Origin of the sequence: Streptomyces sp. CC224B, assembly GCF_030010595.1 — a bacterium.
Taxonomy (GTDB): domain Bacteria; phylum Actinomycetota; class Actinomycetes; order Streptomycetales; family Streptomycetaceae; genus Streptomyces; species Streptomyces longispororuber.
The window spans coordinates 79,718-104,909 of sequence record NZ_JASCXL010000016.1 but is presented as its reverse complement, the minus strand read 5'-3'; the positions used below and the strand labels follow the sequence as shown (position 1 = coordinate 104,909).

The window sequence follows — 25,192 nt, the reverse complement described above, 5'->3', positions numbered from 1 at the left end:
CTCGATCCGCGCCCACTGGGCGTCAGTCAACGACACACCCAGACCAACGACCGGATGATCCGAAGGAAACGGCCTAGCGCCGCGTGGCGGCTGTCGCGACCGTGCCGCCCAGGACGGCGAGTGCCACGCACAGCGGGGAGTACAGCACCGTGTTCCACCGCTGGAACGCCTCGGCGGCACCGGAGTTCAGGACGTACCCGCCCAGGCCGCGGACCAGCAGCACCAGCGTGAGGCCGTACATGCCCGCCAGCCGCAGCCACTTCGGGCCGATCGCCGGGATCGTCTCGTTCACCATGAGGGTGAGCACGGCGCCGCCCACCAGCGCCACCCCTACCAGCGTGGTGCTGGAGGCCGACGGCATGACGCCGTCGTCGCTGCCACCGATCGTCCTGGTGAACGTGAGGGCGTCCTTCATGGGCCAGGGCGTGAACGCCCAGACGAAGTGCAGCAAGCCGATCCCCGCCAGGGTGATCGTCAGCACCACAGGGGCCACCGTGCGGACCATGTCCCGTACCTCCAGCTCGACGTGCTCGCTCCCTCGACACGTGGCGCCCGCCGCGGCGGGCGCCACGCGCGGCCGTCACGAAGGGCGCCACCGGCGAAGCGCGTCCCTCACGCGGCTCCACCCCGGCGGCCACATCTGTACGGCCCCGTATAGATGGACCCTAGCAGCCATTTATACGATGGCGTATAGATGGCCTCTTGACGCTTCCGAGCGCACCCGAGAGAAACGGAGCCGATCATGGCTGTGGCCCGCACCCCGCGCCACAAGTGGATCGAGGAAGGGCTGCGCGCGCTCGCCGCGGGCGGCCCGGACGCCGTCCAGATCGAGGCGCTGGCGAAGGCGCTGGGCGTCTCCAAGGGCGGCTTCTACGGCTACTTCGCCGACCGGCGCGCCCTGTTGGAGGAGATGCTGGAGCGCTGGGAGCGGGAGGTCACCGACGAGGTGGAAGCGCGGGTCGAGAAGGAGGGCGGCGACGCGAAAGCCCGGCTGCGCCACCTGTTCGCCATCGTCGACACCGGCGACGGGCTCGACACGGACCTCGCCACCGACCTGGCCATCCGCGACTGGGCCCGGCGTGACCCGGCGGTCGCCGAGCGGGTCCGACGCGTCGACAACCGCCACATGGACTACCTGCGTTCCCTGTTCCGCGCCTTCTGCGCCGACGAGGACGACGTCGAGGCGCGCTGCCGGATCACCTTCTCGCTGTACATCGCCGACCAGTTCATGTTCGCCGACCAGGGCGACCGCAGCCCTGCCGAGGTCCGCGAACTGACGACGAAGTGGTTGCTCGACTCCTCGCGCTAGAGGGAGCTTCCGGTCAGCGTCTTGGACGCATGTTCCGATCCTGTCCCCGCACCGTTCGTTCGACTCGCCCGCTCGCCAGTCGCTTTCGCCTGCACGCGGGGCACAGCCGCCGCCAGGTTCGGTCACTCGGCGAACCTGGCGTCGCAGCGAGCGAAAACCAGTGGAGCGGCGTCGCCGTGCGCCACTACCGTGCTGCCCGGCCCAGTCAGCTAGGCAAGGACGTGCCGTTGTACACCCTGTGAGACCCCCCGAGCGCTGATTCGTCGCGCGTCGCGCCTGCGCGCCGCGCTGCTTTTTGCTGCGGACTTCTCACTGGAACCGGTGTACCTCTGTGCTCAAGAACTGGGTGGTCATACCCACCTGCCTGCCGCTCGTCCGCCGTCGCTGCCACACGTGCGCGTCGGACCGCTTCCGCGCGAGCGGAAAATTCCGCGTCAACGCCCACCACAAGCTCATCGACGCCTGGCTCCTCGTGCTCTGCACCGCGTGCGGGGACACCGCGAAGATCACGGTCTTCGAGCGGACACACGTGCGTGCCGTACGACCCGAGCTGCTGGACCGGCTGCACGACAACGACCTCGGCCTGACGGCTGAACTGCTCCAGGACCCGGTCGTGCGGCGCCGTAACCGCATCGCCCTCGACTGGGACCGCGCCTGGCGCCTCGACACCGGCGCACCGGATCACCTGGACCACGAGGTGATCGACGTCTCGGTGCGCTTCGCGGCGCGCATCCCGGTGCGGCCGGTACGGCTGATCGCCGAAGGCTGCGGTCTCTCGCGGGCCGAGGTCGAGCGGCTGCTCACGGAGGGGAGGCTCGTCTCGGCGGTCCCGCTGAGCGGCAAGCTGTCCGACAACTTCACCTTCACGCTGAAGCGCTGATTCACCTTCAGGCTGCAGCGCCGAAAGCGCTCAAAGCCCTGAGGCGCTCAACCCCTGAGGCGCTGAAGCGCTGAGCCCGTGCAAAGCCTGCACGGCCAGGGGCCTGTCCGGAGCACTTCCGCCGGGCAGGCCCCTGGCGGCGGCTGTCATCGCAGCTGCCGCCGCGCCCCTCGTGCGCCCGCGCGCGGCGACCTCAGGCGCCGGCGGGCCGGGTCTCCTTGCGCACGCGGAAGCGGAGCATCGTGACGGCGCCCGACCGGATGGTGCTGGAGGGCTCCAGGTCGATTCTGCCGAGGCCCGGGGGCGTGAAGCGGACACCGTCGCCGAGCAGCACCGGCAGGACGTAGACCAGGATCTCGTCGACGAGCCCGCGGCGCAGGCACTGGGCGGCCACGTCGGCACCGAGGATCTCCAGGTTCCTGCCGCCAGCGGCGCCGCGGGCCGTGGCGACGGCTTCCTCGACGTCGCAGGTGAGGAACGTGACGGCCGGGTCCGGCTCCGGGGGAGGTTTGTGGGTGAGGACGAAGCGCGCTCCGCCGTCGTAGCCGGTGTCCTGGTCGGCCATACGCTTGCCGACCTCGTACGTGCCCCGGCCGATCAGCATGGCGCCCGTGGCCGCCATGACGTCCGGGAACGTGTCCGCGGTGATGTACTCGAAGATCCAGCTCATCGTGTGACCAGGACCGGCGATGAAGCCGTCCAGCGACATCGCCCTGTTCACGACCACCTTGCCGGTGCCGCCGCTCACATCGTCCATGCGTCTGCCCCAAGGTCTCGCGAGGTGTCGGGCCGCATCCTATGCGCACGCCCGCGCCCCGGCCCCGTCGTGGGCCGGGGCGCGGGCGAACCGCCCGGCACCGGGGCGGCTACTCCTTGGCCTCCACCGCCGCCAGCGGAGCGGGAGCGGCGCCGGCGGGCTCCTGCGGCCCCGGCCGCCGCCGCGAGGCGCCGCCGTAGCTGCCGAACTTCCGTACCAGCGGCGCCTCCACCCACGTGAACATCGCGTACGACGCGGCGAGGCTCACCACCAGGCAGCCGACGAGCAGCCCCAGCGCGCCACCGGCCGACGCGTCCGGCAGCAGCCACCGGCCCGCCGACGTCAGGAGCAGCGTGTGCACCAGATAGAAGGCGAACGACATCTCGCCGAGCTTGACCAGCACCCGGCCGCGCACCAGCGAGCGCGTGCCGCGTACGTCGGCCGTCGTACCGGCGAGGACCAGCGGCGCGACCCAGACGGCGGCCGTGCCGCCGACGCTGTACGCGTACGGCAGGTGCGCGTTGAGTACGAAGCCGCCCACGGTGAGGGCGGCGGCGGGGAGCATGCCGATCCGCGGCACGGCCCCGGCGAGCACCAGGCGCGCGAGCACGATGCCGAGGACGAACTCGGCCATGCGCGTCACCGGGAAGAAGTAGATGAACCAGAGCTGCTCGAAGCTGACGCCGTAACCGCCGGGCAGGGGCGTGCCGCCGATGACGCCCTTGGAGAACGGCACCGCGAGCCAGGGGAGGACGAGCAGCACTCCGGCCAGCGCCCACAGCCCGCGCACGGGCAGGCGCCGCACCAGGAGCAGCAGCAGCGGGAAGCTCAGGTAGAAGAAGACCTCGCAGGACAGCGACCACGCCACGGGGTTCATCCCGGTGGGGACCATGAGCTCGGGCACCCAGGACTGCACGAGGAAGAGGCTGGTGAAGAACTTCTTCGCCTCGATGGGATCGGAGGCGGCCAGCATCACGACCGCGGTGGCCGCGAACATCACCAGGTGGTTCGGGTAGACCTTGACCATCCTGCGCCGCCAGAAGCCGGGCACGGTGTCCTTCGGCCGCGCCGACCAGGTCAGGATGAAACCGCTGAGAATGAAGAAGAAACTCACACTGGGCGTTCCGGTGTCGCGGAAGACATCGCTGAAGAACTCCCCGACGTCACCGCGCAGGAAATTCGGCGCCGCGGTCGCGTGGAAAGCGAATACGGGGAGCGCCGCGATGAAACGCATTCCGCTCAGGGACGGAAGTCTCGGAATTCTGGGGCGTGCGGCATCTGTGGCCATGGTGAAAACCCTCCGCTTGCTGTGCCCCGGCGGCGGGCGTTCCACGCCGGTGACGGCCCCGGGCCCGCGCAGACGGGGCGGCACCGCGTCTTCCGGGGCGGGGCACCTGTGATCCTTGAGTAGTGGACAGAGGTTGGCGGCTGGAGGCCTCGCGGCGCAAGATTCCGCGGCTTTTTCGTGGCGCGCGTGTACTGCCGACAGTACGCGCGCGAGAGAAGAGGTAAAGGGAGAGTAAAAAGGGTGGGGCTCGCGCAATGGATCTGTGAGAGGGGCACGGGCGCCCCGGCGCCCTTCCGGAAGCCATCCGGAATACCAGGTACCGGAAAGAGGGGGCACCGGGGCGGACTTCGCGCGGACCCCCTGCGACCGCGGTCAGGGCGCATCCGTCCCGGGTGACGGCCACCGGCCCCGCCCGTGGCCGACGCCGCATCGCGGTGCGGTACGCCCGGGTCGCGCGCCGGCCGCACGCCCGGACCGCGCCCCGCTGATGGCCGGGGCCCGGCAACATCCGGGCCCGACCGGTTTCAAGGATGTTCGGATCCAGGGGAGTGGAAGGGCTACGGCCGGGTAGCCGCCCTCACGTCGCCCCGCGGACGCCGGGGCACGACTGAACGACGGGAGGGAATGGCCATGACGGCGACAGCCAGCACCCAGTACCAGGTGACCACCGAGCTGCCGGCGATCGCCGACCCGGCGGCGATCGCACCGAAGGACGCCCGGCAGTTGTCGAAGACGTTCTTCGACCGGCTGGCGGTACTGGAGGAAGGCACCGCCGAATACCAGTACGCGCGGAACACGCTGATCGAGATGAACCTGTCCCTCGTCCGCTTCGCGGCCGGCCGCTACCGCAGCCGGAACCCGGAGGAGATGGAGGACATCATCCAGGTCGGCACCATCGGGCTGATCAAGGCCATCGACCGCTTCGAGATATCCCGAGAGGTGGAGTTCACCTCCTTCGCCATCCCGTACATCGTCGGCGAGATCAAGCGGTTCTTCCGCGACACCTCCTGGGCCGTGCACGTCCCGCGCCGCCTCCAGGAAGCCCGCGTCCACCTCGCGCAGGCCACCGAGGAACTGCGCAGCCGCATGGGCCGTACGCCGACCGTCAAGGAACTCGCCGAGCTGATGAGCCTGAGCGAGGCCGAGGTCATCGAGGCCCGCGTCGCCTCCAACGGCTACAACGCCGCCTCCCTGGACGCCGCGCTCGCCACCAACGACGAGAGCGAGACCGCGCTCGCCGACTTCATCGGCCTGGACGACGCGGCCCTGGAGCTGGTGGAGGACTTCCACGCCCTGGCCCCGATGATCGCCGCCCTCGACGAGCGCGACCGGCAGATCATCCACTGGCGGTTCGTGGAGGAGCTCACCCAGGCCCAGATCGGCGAACGCCTCGGCGTCTCGCAGATGCACGTCTCCCGTCTCCTGGCGCGCTGCCTGGCCCGCCTGCGTGAGGGCATGCTGATGACGTCGTGACGACCGACCGGACCCACCGGGGGCCCTCACCTCGTGCTCCCCGGACGCCCGAGCGGCCCCACCGGTCCATGGCCCCGCTCCACCGGTCCGACGCCCCACGGCCGACGGGGCGCTCCGGGCCGGGACCTGCCCGCCGCTCTCGCGGACGGCGCGCGGCGGTAGACTGCCCGGCTGGAAGAAGTCTCCTTCTGCCGGTGCTGGGCTGAGGCAGTCGACAGGCGGCTGACGGGATGTTTGAGGAGTCCGAGCATGGATGCCCTGCACACGGTGGGCGGGTCTGGCCCGGTGGTGCCCGGGAGGGCCGCGTTGGAGGTGAGCCCGTTGTCCGGTCGCGCTGGGATCCGTGCCAGCGGTGAGATCTGCGAAGTCACCCGCCCGTCCTGGGAGCGGGCCCTGGCGGAGATGTCCCGGCACCACGAGGGCGTGTCCTACGTGGAGCTGTCGCAGGTGGACTTCGTCGACGTGGCCGGGGTGTCGGCCCTGGCCGTCACTGCCATGAACCTGTCCGACGGAAGAGTCGTGGTCGAGCACCCCCCGCCGCAGCTCCCGCGGGTCCTTGGCATGTTCTGGCCCGGTCTTGACCGGATCGAGGTGGCTCCCCGATGACGACCCAGGTGACCACCGACGAGGCGTTCGTCCACCCCGCCCTCTTCTACCGCACCGAGCAGGAGTACACCCGGCAGACGGTGTCGTTCCTGCGCAAGGGCCTGGCCAACGGCGAGCCGCTGGCCGTCGCCGTGCCCGGCCCCAACCTGGAGCTGATCAAGGACGGGCTCGGCGCGGACGCCGACGGCGTCACGTTCCTCGACATGACCGAAGCCGGACGCAACCCGGGACGGATCATCCCCCGGGTGCTGCGCGGGTTCGCCGACGCCCACCCCGAGGGGCGGGTACGGATCATCGGCGAGCCGATCTGGGCGGGCAGGTCCGCGGTGGAGTACCCGGCGTGCGCCCAGCACGAGGCGCTGATCAACGCCGCTTTCGAGGGCCGCCCGGTGACGATCCTGTGTCCGTACGACGAGACGCGGCTCGACCCCGAGGTGATCGAGGACGCGCGGATCACCCACCCCACCCTCATCAGCGGTGACGGGCGGGAGGGGACCAGCGACGTCTACGACTGGCAGGCGGTCGTCGCCCGCTACAACGAGCCCCTGGTGGCCGCGCCGGACGCCGCGGTCTTCTCCTACGGCCGTGAGGACCTGCCCGCGGCCCGCCAGTTCGCCGTCGCCGAGGCGGGCCGCCTGGGCCTGGCGGGGGAGCGGGTCATGGACGTGGAGCTGGCGGTCGCGGAGCTGACCACCAACAGCGTGATCCACGGCGGCGGCCGCGGGACGCTGGCGGTCTGGGCCGAGCGGGAACAACTCGTGTTCGAGGTGCGCGACGCGGGCCGCCTGACCGATCCGCTCGCGGGCCGCAGGCCGCCGGAGCGGGGGCAGCTCGGCGGCCGGGGCCTGATGCTGGTCCACTACGTGTCCGACCTGGTACGCCTGCACACCGGCGACGAGGGCACGACCGTGCGGTTCTACCTCGGCCGGTGACACCGGGGCCCGCAGTCGGCCGGTGACACCGCGGCCCGCCACCACCCGGTGACGGACCGGGCCCGTCCCGGCCGGCGGTGCCACGGCCCGGCGCCGCCCGACTGACCACGAGGGCCCACCGCGCGGCCCGTGACACCGAGGGGCGGCCACCGATCCGGGTGGCCGCCCCTCGGCGTGCGTACGCCCCCACCACTCCGTACCGCTCCCCGGTGCCGGCTCCACCCCGCCGTACCGGGCGCCGCCGCACGCCCGATGACCGGCGGGAAGCGACCATGCATACTGCTCGCACCCGAACGGACCGAGCCAGGCGATGCGTCACGGGCCGCGCAGGCGGCCGCGCCGCACGGAGGAGACACGATGAGCAAGGGCCACAGCACCGACACGCAGTCGCCTGCGTCCCACGCCGCTGACCGCCACGACCTGATCCGGGTGCACGGCGCGCGGGAGAACAACCTCAAGGACGTCAGCATCGAGATCCCGAAACGCCGCCTCACGGTGTTCACCGGCGTGTCCGGATCCGGCAAGAGCTCCCTGGTGTTCGACACCATCGCCGCCGAGTCGCAGCGGCTGATCAACGAGACCTACAGCGCGTTCCTGCAGGGCTTCATGCCGAACCTCGCCCGGCCCGACGTCGACGTCCTCGACGGCCTGACCACCGCGATCACCGTCGACCAGCAGCGCATGGGCGGCGACCCCCGCTCCACCGTCGGCACCGCCACCGACGCCAACGCGATGCTGCGCATCCTCTTCAGCAGACTCGGCGAGCCGCACATCGGCCCGCCCAGCGCCTACTCCTTCAACACCGCATCGGTCAGGGCGAGCGGTGCGATCACCGTCGAGCGCGGCGCCAGGACCAAGGCGGAGAAGGCCACTTTCGAGCGCGTCGGCGGCATGTGCAACCGCTGCGAGGGCCGCGGCAAGGTCTCCGACATCGACCTCACCCAGCTCTACGACGACTCCAAGTCCATCGCGGAGGGCGCGTTCACCATCCCCGGCTGGAAGTCGGACAACGTGTGGACCGTGGGCGTCTACGCCGAGTCGGGCTTCCTCGACCCGGACAAGCCGATCCGTGACTTCACCACGAAGGAGATGCACGACTTCCTCTACCGGGAGCCCACCAAGGTCAAGGTCAACGGCGTCAACCTCACCTACGAGGGCCTGATCCCCAAGATCCAGAAGTCGTTCCTGTCCAAGGACAAGGAGGCGATGCAGCCGCACATCCGGGCGTTCGTCGAGCGGGCGGTCACCTTCATGACCTGCCCCGAGTGCGACGGCACCCGGCTGAGCGAGGGCGCCCGGTCCTCGAAGATCGACGGAATCAGCATCGCCGACGCCTGCGCCATGGAGATCCGCGACCTGGCCGCGTGGGTCCGCGGCCGCGAGGAGCCCTCGGTGGCGCCGCTGCTCGCCGCGCTCCGGCACACCCTCGACTCGTTCACGGAGATCGGCCTCGGCTACCTGTCGCTCGACCGGCCCGCGGGCAGCCTGTCCGGCGGCGAGGCGCAGCGGGTCAAGATGATCCGGCACCTCGGCTCCTCGCTCACCGACGTCACCTACGTCTTCGACGAGCCCACCATCGGCCTGCACCCCCACGACATCCAGCGGATGAACGACCTGCTGCTGCGGCTGCGGGACAAGGGCAACACGGTGCTCGTCGTGGAGCACAAGCCGGAGACGATCGCGATCGCCGACCACGTCGTCGACCTCGGCCCCGGCGCCGGCACCGCGGGCGGCACCGTCTGCTTCCAGGGCACCGTCGAGGGGCTGCGCGCCAGCGGCAGCGTCACCGGCCGCCACCTCGACGACCGGGCCGTGCTCAAGGAGTCGGTCCGCAAGCCCACCGGGGCGCTCGAGATCCGCGGGGCGACGGCGAACAACCTGCGCGACGTCGACGTCGACATCCCGCTGGGGGTGCTCTGCGTCGTCACCGGTGTCGCGGGCTCCGGCAAGAGCTCGCTCATCCACGGTTCCCTGCCCGCCGACGAAGGGGTGGTGGCCGTCGACCAGACGCCGATCCGCGGCTCGCGGCGCAGCAACCCGGCGACGTACACCGGACTGCTCGACCCGATCCGCAAGGCCTTCGCGAAGGCCAACGGTGTGAAGCCGGGGCTGTTCAGCGCCAACTCCGAGGGCGCGTGCCCCACGTGCAACGGCGCCGGCGTCGTCTACGTCGACCTGGGCATGATGGCGGGCGTCGACACCCCCTGCGAGGACTGCGAGGGCAAGCGGTTCCAGGCGTCGGTCCTCGAGTACCGCCTCGGCGGCCGCGACATCAGCGAGGTGCTCGCGATGTCGGTGACCGAGGCCGAGGAGTTCTTCGGCGCCGGTGACGCGCGCACCCCGGCCGCGCACAAGGTCCTCGACCGGCTCGTCGACGTCGGGCTCGGCTACCTCACCCTCGGCCAGCCCCTCACCACGCTGTCCGGCGGCGAGCGGCAGCGCCTGAAGCTGGCCACCCACATGGGGGAGAAGGGCGGCGTGTACGTCCTCGACGAGCCGACCACCGGCCTTCACCTCGCCGACGTGGAGCAGCTCCTCGGCCTCCTCGACCGGCTCGTCGACTCCGGCAAGTCCGTCGTCGTCATCGAGCACCACCAGGCGGTCATGGCGCACGCCGACTGGATCATCGATCTCGGTCCGGGCGCCGGCCACGACGGCGGAGAGGTCGTCTTCGAGGGCACGCCCGCCGATCTCGTCGCCGCCCGCTCCACCCTCACCGGCGAGCACCTCGCGGACTACGTCGGCGCCTGAACGGGGAGCCGGGCCCCTCTGCGCCGGCGCACCGACAAGAGGGGCCCGCCGCGACGGGGGAGCACGGCGGGCCCTGCATTCAGTGTGCCAGCGCGGGCGGCGGACATGCGCTGCCGGGACGCAGTTTGGCTGAGTGTTGTTGGTCGCGCGACGCCATCCGGGAGGCTCCCGCCCCGCCCCGGCCCCGTGCTGAGCAGCGGAAGTACCGTGACGACACGGCCGTGCCGGTGCGACATGGAGGTTTCCTCCGCATAAACGCAGCAGCCGGATGTGTGCCGTGGAGGCGTACGCGGCGTGACCCGGGGCCGTACCCGGCCCGGCTCCGGGTCCGCTCGCCCGAGCCCTCGCTCCGCCCCCGTCCCGCTCCGGCCCCCACGCCGACTGTCAGTGGTGGATGGGAGGCTCGGCACCATGGACGAGCTCACGAACCGCCGCGTCTACGGCACCGACCACGACGTTCCCGACCCCGGCCCCCGGGTGGGCCACGTCTACCGCGAACTCGTCGGCGGGCCGCTCGACGGCCTCCTGCTCGACGTCACGGACTGGACGCCCCGGCAACTGGCCGAAGGCGCTCTGCTCGCCACGGAGATAGGCCGGTACGGCCCGGGCGGGCGCAGCGAGTACGCTCCCCGCCCGGACGCGCCGGAGCTGTGGGACTGGCGCGGCGACGTGCCGTGAGGGACGAGCCGCCCGGGTCAGGCGGGCAGCCTGGTGTCGACGACGAAGGCGATCTCGACGGCCTGGCCGGGGAAGGGCAGTTCGGCGACGCCGACGACGGTGCTGACCGGCCGGTGCGCGCCGAAGTAGGCGCGGTTGCCCTCAGCCGTCGCCGCGGCGTTGCGCAGCAGGTTCACCACGTACAAGGTCTGGGAGACGACCTGGTTGCGAGTGGCGCCGTAGTGGCCGAGGACCCTGTCGCCGTTGGCGTAGGTCTGCCGGAGCTGGGCGGCGAAGTCGTCCGCGTGGACGAAGGCGCCCGCCTCGTCGAGCGAGAGCTGCCCGGAGACGTGGATCAGATCGCCCGACCTGATGGCCTGCGTGTAGCCGAAGTCGCTCTCCGCGGGCACGTGGTGGTCGTAGACGTCGAGGGTGGTCACAGTGCTTGCCCTTCGGTCGAGGAGGAGGCGGAGCGACGACGGGAACCGCTCGTACGCGCCACCGCGCCACCGCGCGCCGGCGCGTGGGCGCACCCACGCGCGTCCTACGCGCACTCACGCCCGCTCGCGGGCACGCACGCGCACTTCCGCCCCCTTCGGCACGCGCGCACCGAGCGCTTGTGCTCTCTTGTGGTTACTCAGGAACTGTAGGAGAGTGCCGAGCGAGCCGGAAGAACGCACTTTTCAGTGACTGGGGAACCAGATGGTGACCAAGCAGTACACGGGCACGGCCGAGGACGCGGATCTGCGGCGGGCGGACTCGCTGGCGCGCGAGATCTTCTCGGACGTGGCCAACAAATGGGCGCTCCTGATCATCGAGGCCCTCGGTGAACACACCCTGCGCTTCAGCGCGTTGCGGAACGAGGTCGAGGGCATCAGCCACAAGATGCTCACCCAGAACCTCCGCATGCTGGAGCGCAACGGCCTGGTCGAGCGGACCGTGCACCCCACCGTCCCGCCGCGCGTGGAGTACACCCTCACCGCGCCGGGCCGTGCCCTGCGGGGCGTGGTCGACGGCATGTGCGGCTGGACCCACCAGTACCTCGGCGACATCGAGGCCGCCCGCCGCCGCGTCGACGCCTGACGCCGGGGCGCCCGCCGCCCGCGTCGACGCCTGACACCCGTACGCCCGGCGGCGGGTCGGCACCTGGCACCGGGGCGCGCGACGCAGTGGCGGCCCCGCTCAGCCCTCGACCCCGGTGGAGGTGTGCGCCGCGCCCACGGGCTTGGACTCCGGTGACCCGCGCTGGCGCAGATACACGGAGAGGATGGCCATCGACCCCACGGCGAGGAGTTCGGACTGCCAGTTCTGCAGGGTGCGGTCCCAGAAGTCGGCGGCCGTGAGGTACGCGGTCCAGCCGATGGGTGCCTGTAGTTCCCGCAGGTGCTCCTCGTTGTACGCGGCGACGCCGGTGACGGACTGCGCCAGCCACGAGAGCAGGAACACCACGCCCATGACCGTGCCCAGGGAGCGGGAGAACCAGGCCTGCCGCAGGCCGCCGACGGCGGCCCAGCGCGGCGAGTCGGCCCTCGCGTACGCGCCGACGCCCTGCTGCCTGTCCGTCTCCGGGCCCGCCCTGTCGAGCTCCTTCGACTCGGGCGAGCCGCGCTGCAGCAGCCACACCGTGCCGAAGACGTAGAGGAAGAACTGGAGGTACTCCGACTGCCAGTTCTCCGTGACGTCCACGGCGAAGTCGGAGGTGAGCAGATAGCCGCCGAAGCCCACCGGCTGGAGCTCCTCGGCGACGAGGCGGTTGGTGAACTCGGCGTGCCCGGCGACCGCCTGGCCCGCCAGCGTGAGGAGGAAGCCGAGACCGAAGGCCAGGGACAGCCCGTTGTCGCGCACGAAGCGCCGCAGGCCCTTCGCCGGGGTGTGTCGTGCCCCCTTCACCGGTGCATCAGCCCCAGCGACGCGCAGTAGGCAAGACCGCCGACGATGACGACGAGATACAGGGTGAACAGCGTGCGCATCCCTCACCCACCCTTGATCAGACACTGGTACGGCCGCTCGGGCCGGGGAGTGCAGCCGGCGGCCGTGACCTTCCAGCCGTCCGGGAAGGACGACAGGAACAGCGTGTCGCGGCGCAGGACGACGCGCGCCTGACGCCCGTACACGTCGACGGACCGGACCTCGCCCGCGTCGGGCAGGCCCGCGTCCGGCAGGGCCCGCGCGCACGGCAGCTCGGCGGTGCGCTCCAGTTCCTCGCGGGTTCCGGGGGCGAGCGCCGCACAGCCGCGTCCGGCGTCCGCGGCGCGCAGGCTCCTCCCGAACCGGTCCGCCGCCGCGGCGGCCGCGTCCTCGCGCTCGGCGAGGGCGCCGCAGCCGGTCAGCGCGGAGAGCAGCACCACCGCGAGCGCACCCGCCCCGGCGAACCCGCCCGTCGTCCTGCCACGCACCAATGCCGCTCCCCTGTACCGTCCCGGCGCCTGCCCGGGTGCCGGCCCGTCGCCGGACACCGCCCCGGGCGCGGGGCACGTCGACGATGCCGCACACCGGCCGCCCGCGGCGGTGCCGCGCGGGTGACACGGGCGGGATGCCCCGATCGGGCCGCGGCCGTTCGGCCGCGGCCGCCCCGCCCGGCGGCGGCCGCACTACGGTGGAGATCCGCTGATCACTCCTCCGTTCGACGCCGTCAGTCCCGGGCAGGTGCACGCCATGGATCCTCTTGCCGAACTGGACGCCCGCATCGCGGGGTGCACCGCCTGTCCACGGCTGGTGGCCTGGCGCGAGGAGGTCGGGCGGGTCAAGCGGGCCGCGTTCAAGGACTGGACGTACTGGTCCCGCCCGGTGCCCGGGTTCGGGCCCGCGGACGCCTCGCTGCTCGTCGTGGGCCTCGCGCCCGCCGCGCACGGGGGCAACCGGACCGGCCGGATGTTCACCGGCGACCGCTCCGGCGACGTCCTGTACGGGGCCCTGCACGAGGTGGGACTCGCGTCGAGCCCGCTGGCGGTGTCCGCGGACGACGGGCTGACCCTGCGTGGCGTCCGGGTGACGTCCCCGGTGCACTGCGCGCCACCGGAGAACAAGCCGACCCCGGGGGAGCGGGACGCCTGCAGGCCCTGGCTCGTACGGGAACTGGAGCTGCTCGCGCCGCACCTGCGCGCGGTGGTGGTCCTGGGGGCCTTCGGCTGGCAGGCGGCGCTGCCCGCCTTCGCGGAGGCGGGGTGGCTGCTGCCCCGGCCCCGCCCGCGCTTCGCGCACGGCGCGCGGGTCACGCTGGAGCGCGGCTCCCCGCCCGCCGACGGCCACGCGGGCGCCCCCGGTCCCGTGACCCTGTACGGCTGCTTCCACGTCAGCCAGCGCAACACGTTCACCGGGCGGCTGACCCCGGCCATGCTCCGGGACGTCCTGCGGGAGGCGGCGGGCGAGGCGGGCATCCCGCCGTACGCGCCCCGGCACCGGCCGCGCCCGTGAGACCCGGCGGCCGCCGGGCCGACGGCCGCCGCCTCAGCGCGGGCCGGGACCGCCCGGCCGTTCGACGACCCGCTTGAGCGCGGTGAGGCCGGCGAGCACCGCGTCCGCGTCGCGCCGGACGTCCTCGTCGCTCGTCCCCGGCCGTCGGCGCGGCGTGCACACCACCTCGCACCCGTCGCCGCCGCCCAGCACCCGCAGCGGGTTGTGGACGACCTCGCCCGAGGACAGGGTGACGTCGTGGTCGAGGGCACCGAACGTGTTCCGCTCGGCGAAGGCCACCGTCACCCGCCCCTCTTCGGCTACTCGTCGTCGGCGGCCGGGGTCATCTCGACATCCAGCACACCGTCGCTGTCGAACAGTTCGGCGGTGAGCGGCCCGGTGGCGGCCGCGCCCTCCAGCGCGAGCAGGACGCGGGCCGCCGGGTCACCGTCCCCGGGCAGCCGGTCGACCCGCACCTTCAGGATGCGGAAGCCGCGCCGGGTGCAGGTCTCCATCAGCCGGGGCAGCAGCGCCGTACCGGTGCGGTACGTCAGGCGCAGCTCGAAGGCGGAGCTGCGGGTGCGGGCGAGCAGACGCCCCGCGAGCAGCGGATACCCGCGCACGACGAGGAAGTGCAGGGCGGTCACGGCCAGCGCGAGGACGGGCAAGCCGCCCCCGCAGGCCATGCCGACCGCGCAGGTGAGCCAGATCGTCGCCGCGGTGGTCAGGCCGCGCACGGCGTCCTGGCGCACGAAGATCAGGCCGCCGCCGATGAAGCCGATGCCGGAGACGATCTGCGCGGCCACCCGGGACGGGTCGAAGGACACGTTGTCCAGGCCGAGGACGTTGCTGAAGCCGTGCTGGGAGACCTCCATCATGAGCGCGCTGGCGATGCCCACGAGGGTGTGCGTGCGCAGCCCCGCGCTCTTCTGCTGGGCCGCGCGCTCCCAGCCGATCAGGCTCGAGAGCACCAGGGCGAGCCCCAGCTCGGAGAGCTGCCGTACGCCCTGCCCGTTCCCCACGTCCCACAGCGGAACCGCCAGATGGATCATGCACACCTCCTGTCCGACCTCGCCCCTGCCCCGGACGACGGCGGACACACCTGCTGCCTCGTGGTCCGCATGAGTATCGCGTAGAGGCACGCGGAAACGGCGATGCCCACGGGGAGCGCGAGGTTCATGCCGCCCAGAGCCCGGGCGAGGGGCCCGGTGTAGAGCGTGTCGACGCTCAGGGCCGCCGCGGTGACGCCCCCGGCGAGGGCGAGGGCTCCGGCCGTGTTGACGCCGGCGGTGTACCAGAAGGGGCTGTCCGGGGTCTCGTCCATCAGCGCGGGGCCGTCGTAGCGGTTGCGGCGCAGCAGGATGTCGGTCGCGTAGACGGCCACGGCGGGGCCGAGCAGGACGACGGTGAGCTGGAGGACGTTGCTGACGGTGTCGAGGAAGTCGGAGACGAGGAGCCCGTACAGGGTGAGCGACACCGCCGCGGCGCCGTCGGCGAGCACGCTGAGGGAGCGGCGGACGCGGATGCCCACGGCCTGCAGGGCGAGCCCCGCGCTGTAGGCGGTCAGGGCGTTGATGGCGATCGTCCCGAGGACCAGGGCGAGCAGGAAGACCGGGCCGAACCAGCCCGGCAGGATCTGCTGGAGCCCCGACTGCGGGTCCGTCATGTCCACGGCGGTGGCGGCGAGCGCGCCGAGGGAGCTGACGGCGACACTGGGCAGGAAGCCGCCCAGCGCGGTCCAGCCGAGCACGGCCTTCGCGGACGCGGTCCGCGGCAGGTAGCGGGAGAAGTCGGCGCTGGTGGTGTAGGTCAGTGGGCCGGAGCCGATGAGGGTGACTCCGGAGACGAGGACCGCCCACAGGGCGCTGCCGGTCAGCGGTTCGGCCGGGGTGTACGCGTAGTCGGCGTGCCGGAACACCCCGACGGCGACGACCGCGAAGACGGCGGCGAGCGCCAGGGTGATCGGCAGGTAGAGCTTCATGATCGTGCCGTGGCCGTACACGCCGATGGCGAGCGTGAGCGCGGCGATCACCAGGACCACGACGACCTGCACGCCCGTGGTCGCGGGGACGCCGGCCTTCTCGACGAGGGAGAAGGCGGCGGTCGCCGCGGCGGCCAGGTTCAGGGCGAAGTACGCCACGGAGACCATCCAGCCCACGACCGCGTTGTTGACCCGGTTGCCGCGGACGCCGAACATCGCGCGGGTGATCACCTCGCTCGGCGCGCCCGCGGCCGGGCCGGACATCGCGAGCACCCCGGTGAGCAGCCAGCACAGATTGCCCACGACGATCACGGCGAGGGCCTGCCAGAGGGTCAGGCCCATGAGGATCAGGGTGCCGCCGATCACCAGGTTCAGGTAGTTGACGTTCGCCGCCGCCCACACGGAGAACAACTGCCGGGGGTGGCCGTGGCGTTCGTGCTCGGGGATGTGGTCGATGCCATGGGCCTCGACGCGGCCCGCCCCGTCCGTGGGGGACGGGGCCTGAGGCCGCGCCGGAGCCTGCTGCGCGGGGGTGCGGGGGCCTTGCTGCGGGTCGGGAATCGTGGACGCCATGCGGCCCCTCCGGATGCTGGTTACCCACCTGCTTGTTTATTGGTCGCACACTCAATAGCATGGTTTCCATGTCGTCAACCCTCCCGAACAGGCGAATTCGTAAGTCTCCGACGGAAAGACGTGCGGAAATCGTTGCCGCGGCCGCGCGGGTTGCTCTGGCCGAAGGGCTGGAGTGCATCACCCTGCGGCGCGTCGCCGAGGAACTCGACGTCCGGCCGGGGCTGATCAGCCACTACTTCCCGGCCGTGGACGACCTCGTGGCCGAGGCCTACGGCACCGCCGTCGGCGCCGAGCTCGACGAACTCCTCCCGGCCGACCGCGCCGGCGCCACACCCACCTGCCACCTGGCCCGCTTCCTGACCCGGACGACCGGAGAGACCTACGACGACATCAGCCGCCTCTGGCTCAACGCCCGCCACCTCAGCCGCTACCGCCCCGCGCTGCGCGACCGCGTGGCCGTCCAGGAGACCGCCTGGCGCGACCGGCTCGAAGGGCTGATCCGCGAGGGTGTCCGGGAGGGCGAGTTCCGCACGGCGGACCCCCTGGTGACCGCCATCCAGATCCTGGTGGTCCTCGACGGCCTCGGCATGCTCGTGAACAGCGGCGGCAGCGCCGACGACCCGCCCGCCGTGCGGCTCCTGCCGCTCACCACCGCCGAGCGCGAACTCGGCCTGCCCGCGGGCGCGTTGACCGACGCCCCGGCGCTCTGACCGCCTGCCCCCAGCGACCTCACCGGCCGTCCACCGGCCCGCACACAAGGAGCCCCTGTGCGCCCCTCCCTCGTCCTGCTCTCGGCCCGTCTGCTCGACCCCGCCACCGGGGAGTTCCTGCCCGGCACCGCGCTCGCCGCCGCCGACGGACGCATCACCGCCCTCGGCGACGACGGGGAGATCCGCGCGCTCACGGACGCCTCCACCGAGGTCGTCGACCTCAAGGGAGCGGTGGCGGTGCCCGGCCTGGTGGACGGGCACATCCACCCCGTCTCGGGGGCCGAACTCACCCACGGTCTCGACCTGTCGGGCTGTACCGACGTGGAGCAGGTGCGCGACGCCCTCGCCCGCGCGGTACGGGACCTGGCCCCCGGCGCGTGGCTGCGCGGCTGGGGCCTCGACCCCAACGTCTTCGCGGGCCGCCCCGTCGACACCGCCCCCTTCGACACCGTGCTCGCCGGCGTGCCCGCCCTGCTGCTGCTCTTCGACGCCCACTCCATGCTGGCCAGCGAGCGCGCCCTGGAACTCGCCGGTGTCGACGGGCCGCGCGCCTTCGCCCAGGCCACCGCCGACGTGGTGTGCGGCCCCGACGGCCGGCCCACCGGGCTGCTCCTGGAGGACGCCGCCTGCGACCTCGTGGAGCGCGCCGCCCCGCAGCCCACCCGCGAGGAGCGCCGCGACCGCCTCGCCGCCGCGCTGCGCGCCATGGCCGCGGCGGGCCTGACCGGCGGCCACGTCATGGACGCCAACGGCGACAGCCTCGCCTTCTACGCCGACCTCGACGAGGCGGGCGAACTGCCGGTGCGGCTGCGCGTCGCCCCCTGGTGCCAGCCCGGCACCGGCCCCGACGGCGTCCGCGCGCTCATCGAGCAGCAGGGCACGGGCGGGCGCCTGTGGCGCACCGACGGCGTCAAGATCTTCATGGACGGCACCATCGACAACGGCACCGCCTGGCTGGAACACCCCGACCGCGACGGCGAGTCCCGGCAGGCCTTCTGGCCGGACCCCGAGGAGTACACGGGGGTCGTCGCCGCCCTGCACCGGGCGGGCGTGCCCACCGCCACCCACGCCATCGGCGACGCCGCCGTCCGCCACGCCCTCGACGCCGTGGAGAAGGCGCAGGCGGACGACTGGCGGCCGGTGCGCCACCGGATCGAGCACATCGAGACCGTCCCCGACGACACCGTGCGCCGGTTCGCCGAGCTCGGCGTCGTCGCCTCCATGCAGCCGACCCACTGCTGCGACTTCACCCGCGCCGACCACACCGACAACTGGTCGCGCAGGCTGGGCGAGGAGCGCGCCGCCCGCGCCTGGCGCTGCCGCGACCTGCAGGACTCCGGCGCGGTCGTGGTCCTCGGCTCCGACTGGCCCATCGCGCCGTACCCGCCGCTGGGCGTCATGGCCGGGGCCCGCCACCGCCGCCCCAGCCGCGACCTGACCCGGCCGCCGCACGCCCCGCAGCAGGCCCTCACGGCACTGGAGGCCCTCCAGGGCATGACCGTCAACGCCGCGTACGCCGCGAGCGAGGAGGGGGAGGCGGGCCGCATCGCCCTCGGCCACCGCGCCGACCTGACGGTCCTCGCCGCGGACCCCCTCGCCACCCCGGCCACCGCACTGGCGGACGTCCCGGTGCTGCTGACCGTCCTCGACGGCGTACCGACGTACCGCGACCGGAGCCTGTGACCGCCGGGGGAGCCGGGACCGCGCGGCCCCGGCGCGCCGGGGCCGCGTGAGCAGGTGCCTTGTGGCAGGCGGGGCGCGCGTGGCACGTACCGTCGTACACCGGCCGGGTCGGCGGGCCGGAGGACGGCGCCCGCGGCGGGGCGGGGCCCGCGCGGGTCGGAGCCCGGGACGGGGAGGAGGACCATGGACGTCCGGCAGCTGGAGTACTTCCTGGCGATCGTGGACCGCGGGGGCTTCCACCGGGCCGCCTCGGCGCTGTACGTGTCGCAGCCGTCGCTGTCGCAGGCCGTGCGGGCGCTGGAGCGCGACCTGGGGGCGGAGCTGTTCCACCGTGTCGGCCGCCGGGCGGTGCTCACGGAGGCGGGGCGGGCGCTGATCGAGCCCGCCCGCGCGGCCGTACGGAGCCTCGGAACCGCGCGGGCGAGCGTGGCGGCGGTGCGCGAGCTGCGCGAGGGGCGCCTGGACGTCGCGTCGATGCCGTCGCAGGCGGTGGAGCCCCTGACGACCCTGATCCGGGTCTTCAGCGGGCGCTACCCCGGCGTCACGGTGGCGGTCAGGGCGGTCTTCACCGCGCGCGACGTGATCGACACGGTGCGGACCGGGGCCGTGGAACTGGGCCTGCTCGCCTCGGCGGAGCCCGTGCCGGACAGGGAGGTCGCCGCCCGTCCGCTGGGGGAGCAGCGCTTCGTCCTGGTGGTGCCGCCCGGCGGGCCCTTCGCGGGCCGCGACTCCGTCGCCTGCGAGGAGCTGGCGGGGCAGCGCCTCATCGTGGGGCAGCCCGGGACGGGGATGCGGGCCTACGTCGACGCCCTGCGGGACCGGGGCGTCGACTTCACCGTCGCGGCCGAGACGGAGCACCGCGTGTCGCTGCTGCCGCTGGTGCTCGCCGGGGTCGGGCTCGCCGTCGTCACGGAGGCGTGGCGCGAGACCGCCCGGCGCACCGGGGCCAGGGTCCTCGACATCGAGCCCGCGACCGCGCTGCGCGTGGCCCTGGTGAGCCGCCGCGGCGGGCTGTCCCCGGCGGCTGCCGCGTTCTGGTCGACGGCGGCCGGGTGCGACGGCGGCTGAGAGGGGAAGCGGGGGCGGGTGCGGGCGCGGCCCGTGCTCGCGTGAGGGGCGCGCTCTGGTGGCGGGGGCGCGCCTGCTGATAGTCGTGCCCTATCAGGCAGATCCGCTTTCCGTCTTGGACGCCGCCACCGGCGCGTTGCTGCAATCGACGGCATGACGAACCACCGCATCGCCCTGATACCCGGCGACGGCATCGGCCCCGAAGTGCTCCCGGCTGCGCGGCGGGTGCTCGACCGCCTCGGCCCCCGGCACGGCTTCAGCCTGTCGTACACCTCCTACGACGACTGGTCGTGCGCGCGCCAGCTGCGCGAGGGTGCCATGATGCCCGAGGACGGCCTCGACCAGCTCCGTGACAAGGACGCCATCCTGCTGGGCGCGGTGGGCCACCCGGGCGTGCCCGACCACGTCTCGCTGTGGGGGCTGCTGATCCCGATCCGCCGCGGCTTCCGGCAGTACGTCAACCTGCGGCCCGTCCGCGTCTTCGACGGCGTCGACAGCCCGGTGCGCGCCGCGCGGCCCGGCGAGGTCGACCTCGTCGTGGTCCGGGAGAACGTGGAGGGCGAGTACAGCCAGGTCGGCGGACGGCTGCACAGCGGGTCGCCGGAGGAGATGGCCGTACAGGAAGCCGTGTTCACACGGACCGGCGTCACCCGCGTCCTGGACTACGCCTTCCGGCTCGCCGCGCGTCGCGGCGGCCGGCTGACCTCCGCGACGAAGTCGAACGGCATCGTGCACACCATGCCGTTCTGGGACGAGCTCGTCGCCGCGCGGGCGGCGCGCTTCCCCGAGGTCGCCTGGGACCAGGAGCACATCGACGCCCTCGCGGCGAAGTTCGTCCTCGACCCGGCCGGCTTCGACGTCGTGGTCGCCTCCAACCTCTTCGGCGACATCCTCAGCGACCTCGCCGCCGCCGTGGCCGGGTCCATCGGCATCGCCCCGGCGGCCAACCTCAACCCCGAGCGGGAGTTCCCCTCGATGTTCGAACCGGTGCACGGCTCCGCGCCCGACATCGCCGGGCAGGGCGTCGCCAACCCGATCGGCGCGATCTGGTCCGCGGCGCTGATGCTCGACCACCTCGGCCACCCGGCCGCCGCCAAGGACGTCACCGACGCGATCGCCACCGTCCTGGCCAAGACGGACGTCCGCACCCGGGACCTGGGAGGCACCGCCACCACCGCCGACTTCACCGAGACCCTCCTCGAACTCCTCTGAGCGCCGGGCGCGCGGGGCGGCACCGAGTTCCCCCTGCCCGCATTCCGCGCCCCCTGCCGCATTCCCAGCTCCCCGGCTGAGGTGCGCGCCCCGGCCGGGGTCCGCACCCCCCGGCCGTGCCCCGTTCCCCCCGACGAGGTGAAACGCCATGGCAGCACCCGCACCTCCCGTGCCCTCCGGGGCCGGAACCGGCCGGAAGCGCTGGTACCGACAGCTCTACGCCCAGGTCCTGGCCGCCATCGTCGCCGGGGTGCTCACCGGCTGGCTGTGGCCCTCGGCCGGTGCCGCCCTGGAACCGGTCGGCACCACCTTCGTCGCCGCGATCAAGATGCTCATCACGCCGATCGTCTTCCTGACCGTCGTGGCGGGCATCGGTGGCGTCGACAGCCTCGGCCGGGTCGGCCGCGTGGGCCTGAAGTCCCTGCTTCACTTCCAGGCCGGCACCCTGGCCGCGCTGCTCGTCGGGCTGGTCGCCGTGAACGTCTTCCGGCCCGGCGCGGGTGTCCACGCGGACCCCGCGGACCTGCGCCTGGAGGGCGACGCCGGACAGTACGTCAAGGACGGCGAGAACCAGGAGTGGTGGCACCTGCTCACCGACCTCGTGCCCACCAGCGCCGTCGGCGCCTTCGCCGAGGGCGACATCCTCCAGGTCATCTTCGTCTCGGTGCTCTTCGGCGTCGCCCTGAAGGCCGTCGGCCCCGTCGGCGAACCCCTCGTCGACGGCGTCCACCGGCTCACCGCCGTGGTCTTCCAGGTCCTGCACCTGGTGATGCTGGCCGCCCCGATCGGGGCCTTCGGCGCCATGGCGTACACCGTCGGACGGTACGGGATCTCCACCCTCACCGGCCTGGGCCGGCTCGTCGGGCTGTTCTACGGCACGTCCGCCTTCTTCGTCGTGGTCGTCCTCGGCGGGGTCACCGCGGCCCTCGGGATCAACATCTTCCGGCTCCTCGCCCATCTGCGCGAGGAGTTCGTGCTGGTCCTCGGCACCTCGTCGTCCGAGAGCGCGCTGCCCCGCCTGATGGTGAAGCTCGAAGGGCTCGGCATCCGCCGCGACATCGTCGGGCTCACCGTCCCCACCGGCTACTCCTTCAACCTCGACGGCAGCTCCCTCTACCTCTCCCTCGCCGCCGTCTACATCGCCCAGGCCACCGATACCCCGCTGAGCCTCGGTCAGCAACTCGGCCTGCTGGCCGTCATGATCCTCACCTCGAAAGGGTCGGGCGGGGTCACCGGAGCGGGCTTCATCGCCCTCGCCGCCACCCTCTCCACCGTCGGCACCGTCCCCGCCGCGGGCATCATGCTGGTCTTCGGCGTCGACAAGTTCATGTCCGAGTGCCGCGCCCTGACCAACCTCGCGGGCAACAGCGTCGCCACCCTCGTCGTCGCCCGCTGGGAGAACGCCCTCGACACCACCCGCGTCAACGAGGCCCTAAGCACCGGCTCCACCCGCCCTCGCCTGCGCCACTTCAAGAAGGCCTCGGCCGCGCCGGAGCACCACAGTGGGCGCCGCACACGACGGGCCCCCGGACCCGGCTGACCACCGGCCGGCCCACGGCCACGGACACGTGTGCCCACCTCCGACGGGGGCGGAGGCGGGCACGTCGGGGAAGTGGTCCGCGGTGTCAGACTCCGGCGGAGTTCCGCTCGCGCGGCGTACCGGCCACGGCCTCCGCGGCGGCGGGAGCGTCCGCCGGGCCGCCCTCGCTGAGCCCGAAGCGCCCGTGCAGGCCGCGCAGGAACCCGGGCGCGTACCACGCCCGGCGGCCGAGCAGCCGCATCGCGGCGGGCAGGAGCACCCCGCGCACGGCCACGGCGTCGATGAGGATGGCGAGGCCGCTGCCCAGGCCGAACATCTGCATGAAGCTCACCTGCGCCGTGCCGAAGGCGAAGAAGCTCACCGCCAGCAGGCAGGCCGCCGCGCTGACGATCCGCCCCGTGTGCCCGAGGCCCTGGACCACGGCTGACCCGGTGCTCTCGCCCCGGTCGTGGAGCTCCTTGATGCGGCTGGTCACGAACACCTCGTAGTCCATCGAGAGGCCGAAGGCGATGCAGAACATCAGCACCGTCATCGCGGTCTCCATCGGCTGCGGGGTGAACCCGAGCAGCGAGGCGAGGTGGCCGTCCTGGAAGATCCACGTCATCACGCCGAGGGCCGCTCCCAGGCTGATCGCGTTGAGGACGAGGGCCCGCAGCGGCTGCAGCACGCTCCCGGTGAAGAGGAACAGCAGCAGGAAGGTGCTGACGGCGACCAGGGCCACGGCGACCGGGAGCCTCCCGCCGATGGACTCCTTGGAGTCCACCAGCTCGGCGTCGCCGCCCCCGACCAGCGGGCGGGCCCCGGCGGGCGGCGTGACGTCGCGGACGTCCGCCACCAGGCGCTCGGCCGCGGCGGACTTCGGCGTCAGCCCGCCCACGACGTTGATCCGCTGGGCGTCGGGGCGGCCGAGCGCGGCACCGCCGGGGGCGGCCGCCCCGGGCCTCCCGTCGGTGTAGGTGCCCGTGGAGGCCTCGACGCGGACCACGCCGTCGAGCCGGGACAGCTCGGTCGCGTACGCGGCCAGCGGGGCCCGCTCGACGGCCCGGTCGATCACGACGTGGACGGCCGCGTCGTCGTTGCCGTCGAAGTTCTCCCGCAGCGCGGTGGCGACCTGGCGGCTCTCCGCGTCCTCGGGCAGCACCCGTTCGTCCGGCGTGCCGAAGCCGATGCCGAGCAGCGGGCTCGCGGCCAGGAGCAGCACCGCGAGCACCGGCAGCGCGGTGACCGCGGGCCGGCGCATGACGGTACCCGCGAGCCGCCCCCAGAACGGCGCCCCGCCGTCGGCCCGCCGCTCCCGGGCCCAGGGCAGCCGGCCCTTGTCGACCCGGTGCCCCAGCACGGCGAGCAGGGCGGGCATCACGAACAGCGTGCCGACGGCGGCGACGAGGACGACCCCGACCCCCGCGTAGGCGAACGAGCGGAGGAAGTACTGCGGGAACACCAGCAGCGCGGCGAGCGCCACGGCCACCGTCGCGGCCGAGAACGCCACCGTACGGCCCGCGGTGCGCACGGTGACGCGGACGGCGTCGGGCACGTCCGCCCCGGCCGTGAGCTGCTCCCGGAACCGGCTGACCATCAGCAGGGCGTAGTCGATGCCGAGCCCGAGGCCCAGGGCCGTGGTCAGGTTGGTCGCGAAGATCGACACGTCCGTGACGCCGCCGAGGAGGGCGAGTCCGGCGAACGTGCCCGCGATCGCGACGAGGCCGATCACCAGCGGCAGCAGCGCCGCGACCACGCTGCCGAAGACGACCAGGAGCAGGACCAGCGTCAGCGGGACGGCGACCGCCTCCGCCAGGAGGAGGTCCTTGGGCACCTGCGCGGCCAGGTCGTTGCCCACGGCCGCGCCGCCCCCGGCCCGGACGCTCAACCCGCCCTCGTACGAGCCGGTGTAGGCGTCGATGACGTCCTTGGCGTTCTTCCCCCGCTCGGTGTCGTCGCCCTTCACATGGGCGAGCACCATCGCCTCGCGGCCGTCCTCGGAGCGCAGGGCGGAACTGCCCGCATCCCAGTACGAGATCACGTTGTCGAGGTGCCGGTCCTCCTTCAGGTCGGCCGTGAGCGCCCGCCCGGCCCGTTCGGCCGCGGGGGAGTCGACCCGGCCCTGCGGGCGGACCAGGAGGACGAGGTCGGTCTCCCCGCCGAACTTGTCCTCGATGACCCGCGCGGCCTTCGTGGAGGGGGAGCCGGGGTCCTCGTTGCCGCCTTCCACCAGTTTGCTGAACGCCCCGGCGCCCACCACACCCATGAGCGCCACCGCGAGGGCGGCGACCACGAGTACCAACCGGGACCGGCGGATCGCCAGTTCCGCTATGCGTTCAAACACGCGCTGTCTCCTTCGGGTTGCTGTCACGCACGTTCGTATGGGTCCGTCACGTGTGT

Annotated in this window: 24 protein-coding genes; 14 read left to right on the top strand and 10 right to left on the bottom strand. The window is 72.9% G+C overall.

Features of this window, described 5'->3' with window-relative positions; all coding sequences use genetic code 11:
- Positions 1–73 precede the first annotated feature (73 nt).
- Positions 74–505: a DUF3995 domain-containing protein gene (locus tag QK440_RS09195; RefSeq protein WP_282792513.1), complete on the bottom strand. Its 432-nt coding sequence runs from the start codon at positions 503–505 to the stop codon at positions 74–76.
- A gap of 237 nt (positions 506–742) precedes the next feature.
- Here QK440_RS09195 and QK440_RS09190 point away from each other — a divergent pair, with 237 nt between their 5' ends.
- On the top strand, positions 743–1,309 hold the full coding sequence (locus tag QK440_RS09190; RefSeq protein ID WP_282792512.1) for a TetR/AcrR family transcriptional regulator: 567 nt from the start codon (positions 743–745) through the stop codon (positions 1,307–1,309).
- 331 nt (positions 1,310–1,640) lie between these two features.
- Positions 1,641–2,189 carry a DUF1062 domain-containing protein gene (locus tag QK440_RS09185; RefSeq protein ID WP_282792511.1) on the top strand — a complete coding sequence of 183 codons (549 nt, stop codon included), beginning with the start codon at positions 1,641–1,643 and terminating at the stop codon, positions 2,187–2,189.
- Between the two features lie 193 nt (positions 2,190–2,382).
- Here the strand turns inward: QK440_RS09185 and QK440_RS09180 are convergent, their stop codons facing one another.
- Together QK440_RS09180 and QK440_RS09175 are read right to left on the bottom strand one after the other, a co-directional pair.
- Positions 2,383–2,946 (bottom strand): dihydrofolate reductase family protein, encoded by a 564-nt coding sequence (locus tag QK440_RS09180; protein ID WP_282792510.1) that lies wholly within the window; start codon positions 2,944–2,946, stop codon positions 2,383–2,385.
- 109 nt (positions 2,947–3,055) lie between these two features.
- Complete coding sequence (locus tag QK440_RS09175; RefSeq protein ID WP_349239275.1) at positions 3,056–4,180, bottom strand: acyltransferase; 1,125 nt, start codon at positions 4,178–4,180, stop codon at positions 3,056–3,058.
- Positions 4,181–4,858: 678 nt separating this feature from the next.
- Between QK440_RS09175 and QK440_RS09170 the strand changes: the two genes are divergently transcribed.
- The 5 genes from QK440_RS09170 to QK440_RS09150 all read left to right on the top strand — a co-directional run bounded on the left by QK440_RS09170 (position 4,859) and on the right by QK440_RS09150 (position 10,674).
- Positions 4,859–5,707 carry an RNA polymerase sigma factor SigF gene (locus QK440_RS09170; protein ID WP_282792508.1) on the top strand — a complete coding sequence of 283 codons (849 nt, stop codon included), beginning with the start codon at positions 4,859–4,861 and terminating at the stop codon, positions 5,705–5,707.
- Positions 5,708–5,956: 249 nt separating this feature from the next.
- Positions 5,957–6,313 carry an STAS domain-containing protein gene (locus tag QK440_RS09165; RefSeq protein ID WP_282792507.1) on the top strand — a complete coding sequence of 119 codons (357 nt, stop codon included), beginning with the start codon at positions 5,957–5,959 and terminating at the stop codon, positions 6,311–6,313.
- Positions 6,310–7,245 carry a sensor histidine kinase gene (locus QK440_RS09160; RefSeq protein WP_282792506.1) on the top strand — a complete coding sequence of 312 codons (936 nt, stop codon included), beginning with the start codon at positions 6,310–6,312 and terminating at the stop codon, positions 7,243–7,245. Before QK440_RS09165 ends, QK440_RS09160 begins: the two co-directional genes overlap by 4 nt.
- A 357-nt stretch (positions 7,246–7,602) precedes the next feature.
- The gene (locus QK440_RS09155) at positions 7,603–9,996 is read left to right on the top strand and encodes an excinuclease ABC subunit UvrA (RefSeq protein WP_282792505.1); all 2,394 of its coding nucleotides are present in this window, start codon (positions 7,603–7,605) and stop codon (positions 9,994–9,996) included.
- Between the two features lie 411 nt (positions 9,997–10,407).
- Positions 10,408–10,674 (top strand): hypothetical protein, encoded by a 267-nt coding sequence (locus tag QK440_RS09150; RefSeq protein WP_282792504.1) that lies wholly within the window; start codon positions 10,408–10,410, stop codon positions 10,672–10,674.
- A gap of 17 nt (positions 10,675–10,691) precedes the next feature.
- Here QK440_RS09150 and QK440_RS09145 read toward each other — a convergent pair whose 3' ends face one another.
- Positions 10,692–11,093: a RidA family protein gene (locus tag QK440_RS09145; RefSeq protein WP_282792503.1), complete on the bottom strand. Its 402-nt coding sequence runs from the start codon at positions 11,091–11,093 to the stop codon at positions 10,692–10,694.
- A gap of 262 nt (positions 11,094–11,355) precedes the next feature.
- Between QK440_RS09145 and QK440_RS09140 the strand changes: the two genes are divergently transcribed.
- A complete protein-coding gene (locus QK440_RS09140) occupies positions 11,356–11,736 on the top strand; it encodes a helix-turn-helix domain-containing protein (RefSeq protein ID WP_190136608.1) in 381 nt (126 codons plus the stop codon).
- 99 nt (positions 11,737–11,835) lie between these two features.
- Here the strand turns inward: QK440_RS09140 and QK440_RS09135 are convergent, their stop codons facing one another.
- Both QK440_RS09135 and QK440_RS09130 read right to left on the bottom strand, forming a co-directional pair.
- On the bottom strand, positions 11,836–12,543 hold the full coding sequence (locus QK440_RS09135; protein WP_282792502.1) for a DUF6766 family protein: 708 nt from the start codon (positions 12,541–12,543) through the stop codon (positions 11,836–11,838).
- Positions 12,544–12,626: 83 nt separating this feature from the next.
- Positions 12,627–13,049 carry a hypothetical protein gene (locus tag QK440_RS09130; protein WP_282792501.1) on the bottom strand — a complete coding sequence of 141 codons (423 nt, stop codon included), beginning with the start codon at positions 13,047–13,049 and terminating at the stop codon, positions 12,627–12,629.
- A gap of 259 nt (positions 13,050–13,308) precedes the next feature.
- Here QK440_RS09130 and QK440_RS09125 point away from each other — a divergent pair, with 259 nt between their 5' ends.
- Complete coding sequence (locus QK440_RS09125) at positions 13,309–14,067, top strand: uracil-DNA glycosylase (RefSeq protein WP_282792500.1); 759 nt, start codon at positions 13,309–13,311, stop codon at positions 14,065–14,067.
- Positions 14,068–14,100: 33 nt separating this feature from the next.
- On the opposite strand, the gene QK440_RS09120 is transcribed toward QK440_RS09125, so the two are convergent.
- The 3 genes from QK440_RS09120 to QK440_RS09110 are packed head-to-tail and all read right to left on the bottom strand — an operon-like array spanning position 14,101 to position 16,600.
- Positions 14,101–14,352, bottom strand: a complete 252-nt coding sequence (locus QK440_RS09120; protein WP_282792499.1) for a hypothetical protein — start codon at positions 14,350–14,352, stop codon at positions 14,101–14,103.
- 14 nt (positions 14,353–14,366) lie between these two features.
- Positions 14,367–15,098 carry an MgtC/SapB family protein gene (locus QK440_RS09115; RefSeq protein ID WP_282792498.1) on the bottom strand — a complete coding sequence of 244 codons (732 nt, stop codon included), beginning with the start codon at positions 15,096–15,098 and terminating at the stop codon, positions 14,367–14,369.
- On the bottom strand, positions 15,095–16,600 hold the full coding sequence (locus QK440_RS09110; protein WP_282792497.1) for a cytosine permease: 1,506 nt from the start codon (positions 16,598–16,600) through the stop codon (positions 15,095–15,097). Before QK440_RS09110 ends, QK440_RS09115 begins: the two co-directional genes overlap by 4 nt.
- A gap of 68 nt (positions 16,601–16,668) precedes the next feature.
- Here QK440_RS09110 and QK440_RS09105 point away from each other — a divergent pair, with 68 nt between their 5' ends.
- The 5 genes from QK440_RS09105 (at position 16,669) to dctA (ending at position 22,813) form a co-directional block, all read left to right on the top strand.
- Positions 16,669–17,310: a TetR family transcriptional regulator C-terminal domain-containing protein gene (locus QK440_RS09105; protein WP_282792496.1), complete on the top strand. Its 642-nt coding sequence runs from the start codon at positions 16,669–16,671 to the stop codon at positions 17,308–17,310.
- Between the two features lie 57 nt (positions 17,311–17,367).
- The gene (locus QK440_RS09100; RefSeq protein ID WP_282792495.1) at positions 17,368–18,993 is read left to right on the top strand and encodes an amidohydrolase; all 1,626 of its coding nucleotides are present in this window, start codon (positions 17,368–17,370) and stop codon (positions 18,991–18,993) included.
- A gap of 183 nt (positions 18,994–19,176) precedes the next feature.
- On the top strand, positions 19,177–20,061 hold the full coding sequence (locus QK440_RS09095) for a LysR substrate-binding domain-containing protein (protein ID WP_282792494.1): 885 nt from the start codon (positions 19,177–19,179) through the stop codon (positions 20,059–20,061).
- 153 nt (positions 20,062–20,214) lie between these two features.
- Positions 20,215–21,273 carry a tartrate dehydrogenase gene (locus QK440_RS09090; protein WP_282792493.1) on the top strand — a complete coding sequence of 353 codons (1,059 nt, stop codon included), beginning with the start codon at positions 20,215–20,217 and terminating at the stop codon, positions 21,271–21,273.
- A 148-nt stretch (positions 21,274–21,421) separates the two neighbouring features.
- Positions 21,422–22,813 carry a C4-dicarboxylate transporter DctA gene (gene dctA, locus QK440_RS09085; RefSeq protein ID WP_282792492.1) on the top strand — a complete coding sequence of 464 codons (1,392 nt, stop codon included), beginning with the start codon at positions 21,422–21,424 and terminating at the stop codon, positions 22,811–22,813.
- Positions 22,814–22,898: 85 nt separating this feature from the next.
- Here dctA and QK440_RS09080 read toward each other — a convergent pair whose 3' ends face one another.
- The gene (locus QK440_RS09080) at positions 22,899–25,136 is read right to left on the bottom strand and encodes an MMPL family transporter (protein WP_282792491.1); all 2,238 of its coding nucleotides are present in this window, start codon (positions 25,134–25,136) and stop codon (positions 22,899–22,901) included.
- Between the last annotated feature and the right edge of the window lie 56 nt (positions 25,137–25,192).

Excerpts from the sequence above, each read along its gene's own strand:
- QK440_RS09195 (WP_282792513.1), bottom strand. The coding sequence starts at position 505 with ATGGTCCGCACGGTGGCCCCTGTGGTGCTGACGATCACCCTGGCGGGG.
- QK440_RS09190 (WP_282792512.1), top strand. The coding sequence starts at position 743 with ATGGCTGTGGCCCGCACCCCGCGCCACAAGTGGATCGAGGAAGGGCTG.
- QK440_RS09180 (WP_282792510.1), bottom strand. The coding sequence starts at position 2,946 with ATGGACGATGTGAGCGGCGGCACCGGCAAGGTGGTCGTGAACAGGGCG.
- QK440_RS09175 (WP_349239275.1), bottom strand. The coding sequence starts at position 4,180 with ATGCGTTTCATCGCGGCGCTCCCCGTATTCGCTTTCCACGCGACCGCG.
- QK440_RS09170 (WP_282792508.1), top strand. The coding sequence starts at position 4,859 with ATGGCCATGACGGCGACAGCCAGCACCCAGTACCAGGTGACCACCGAG.
- QK440_RS09165 (WP_282792507.1), top strand. The coding sequence starts at position 5,957 with ATGGATGCCCTGCACACGGTGGGCGGGTCTGGCCCGGTGGTGCCCGGG.
- QK440_RS09160 (WP_282792506.1), top strand. The coding sequence starts at position 6,310 with ATGACGACCCAGGTGACCACCGACGAGGCGTTCGTCCACCCCGCCCTC.
- QK440_RS09155 (WP_282792505.1), top strand. The coding sequence starts at position 7,603 with ATGAGCAAGGGCCACAGCACCGACACGCAGTCGCCTGCGTCCCACGCC.
- QK440_RS09150 (WP_282792504.1), top strand. The coding sequence starts at position 10,408 with ATGGACGAGCTCACGAACCGCCGCGTCTACGGCACCGACCACGACGTT.
- QK440_RS09140 (WP_190136608.1), top strand. The coding sequence starts at position 11,356 with ATGGTGACCAAGCAGTACACGGGCACGGCCGAGGACGCGGATCTGCGG.
- QK440_RS09125 (WP_282792500.1), top strand. The coding sequence starts at position 13,309 with ATGGATCCTCTTGCCGAACTGGACGCCCGCATCGCGGGGTGCACCGCC.
- QK440_RS09115 (WP_282792498.1), bottom strand. The coding sequence starts at position 15,098 with ATGATCCATCTGGCGGTTCCGCTGTGGGACGTGGGGAACGGGCAGGGC.
- QK440_RS09110 (WP_282792497.1), bottom strand. The coding sequence starts at position 16,600 with ATGGCGTCCACGATTCCCGACCCGCAGCAAGGCCCCCGCACCCCCGCG.
- QK440_RS09105 (WP_282792496.1), top strand. The coding sequence starts at position 16,669 with ATGTCGTCAACCCTCCCGAACAGGCGAATTCGTAAGTCTCCGACGGAA.
- QK440_RS09095 (WP_282792494.1), top strand. The coding sequence starts at position 19,177 with ATGGACGTCCGGCAGCTGGAGTACTTCCTGGCGATCGTGGACCGCGGG.
- QK440_RS09090 (WP_282792493.1), top strand. The coding sequence starts at position 20,215 with ATGACGAACCACCGCATCGCCCTGATACCCGGCGACGGCATCGGCCCC.
- dctA (WP_282792492.1), top strand. The coding sequence starts at position 21,422 with ATGGCAGCACCCGCACCTCCCGTGCCCTCCGGGGCCGGAACCGGCCGG.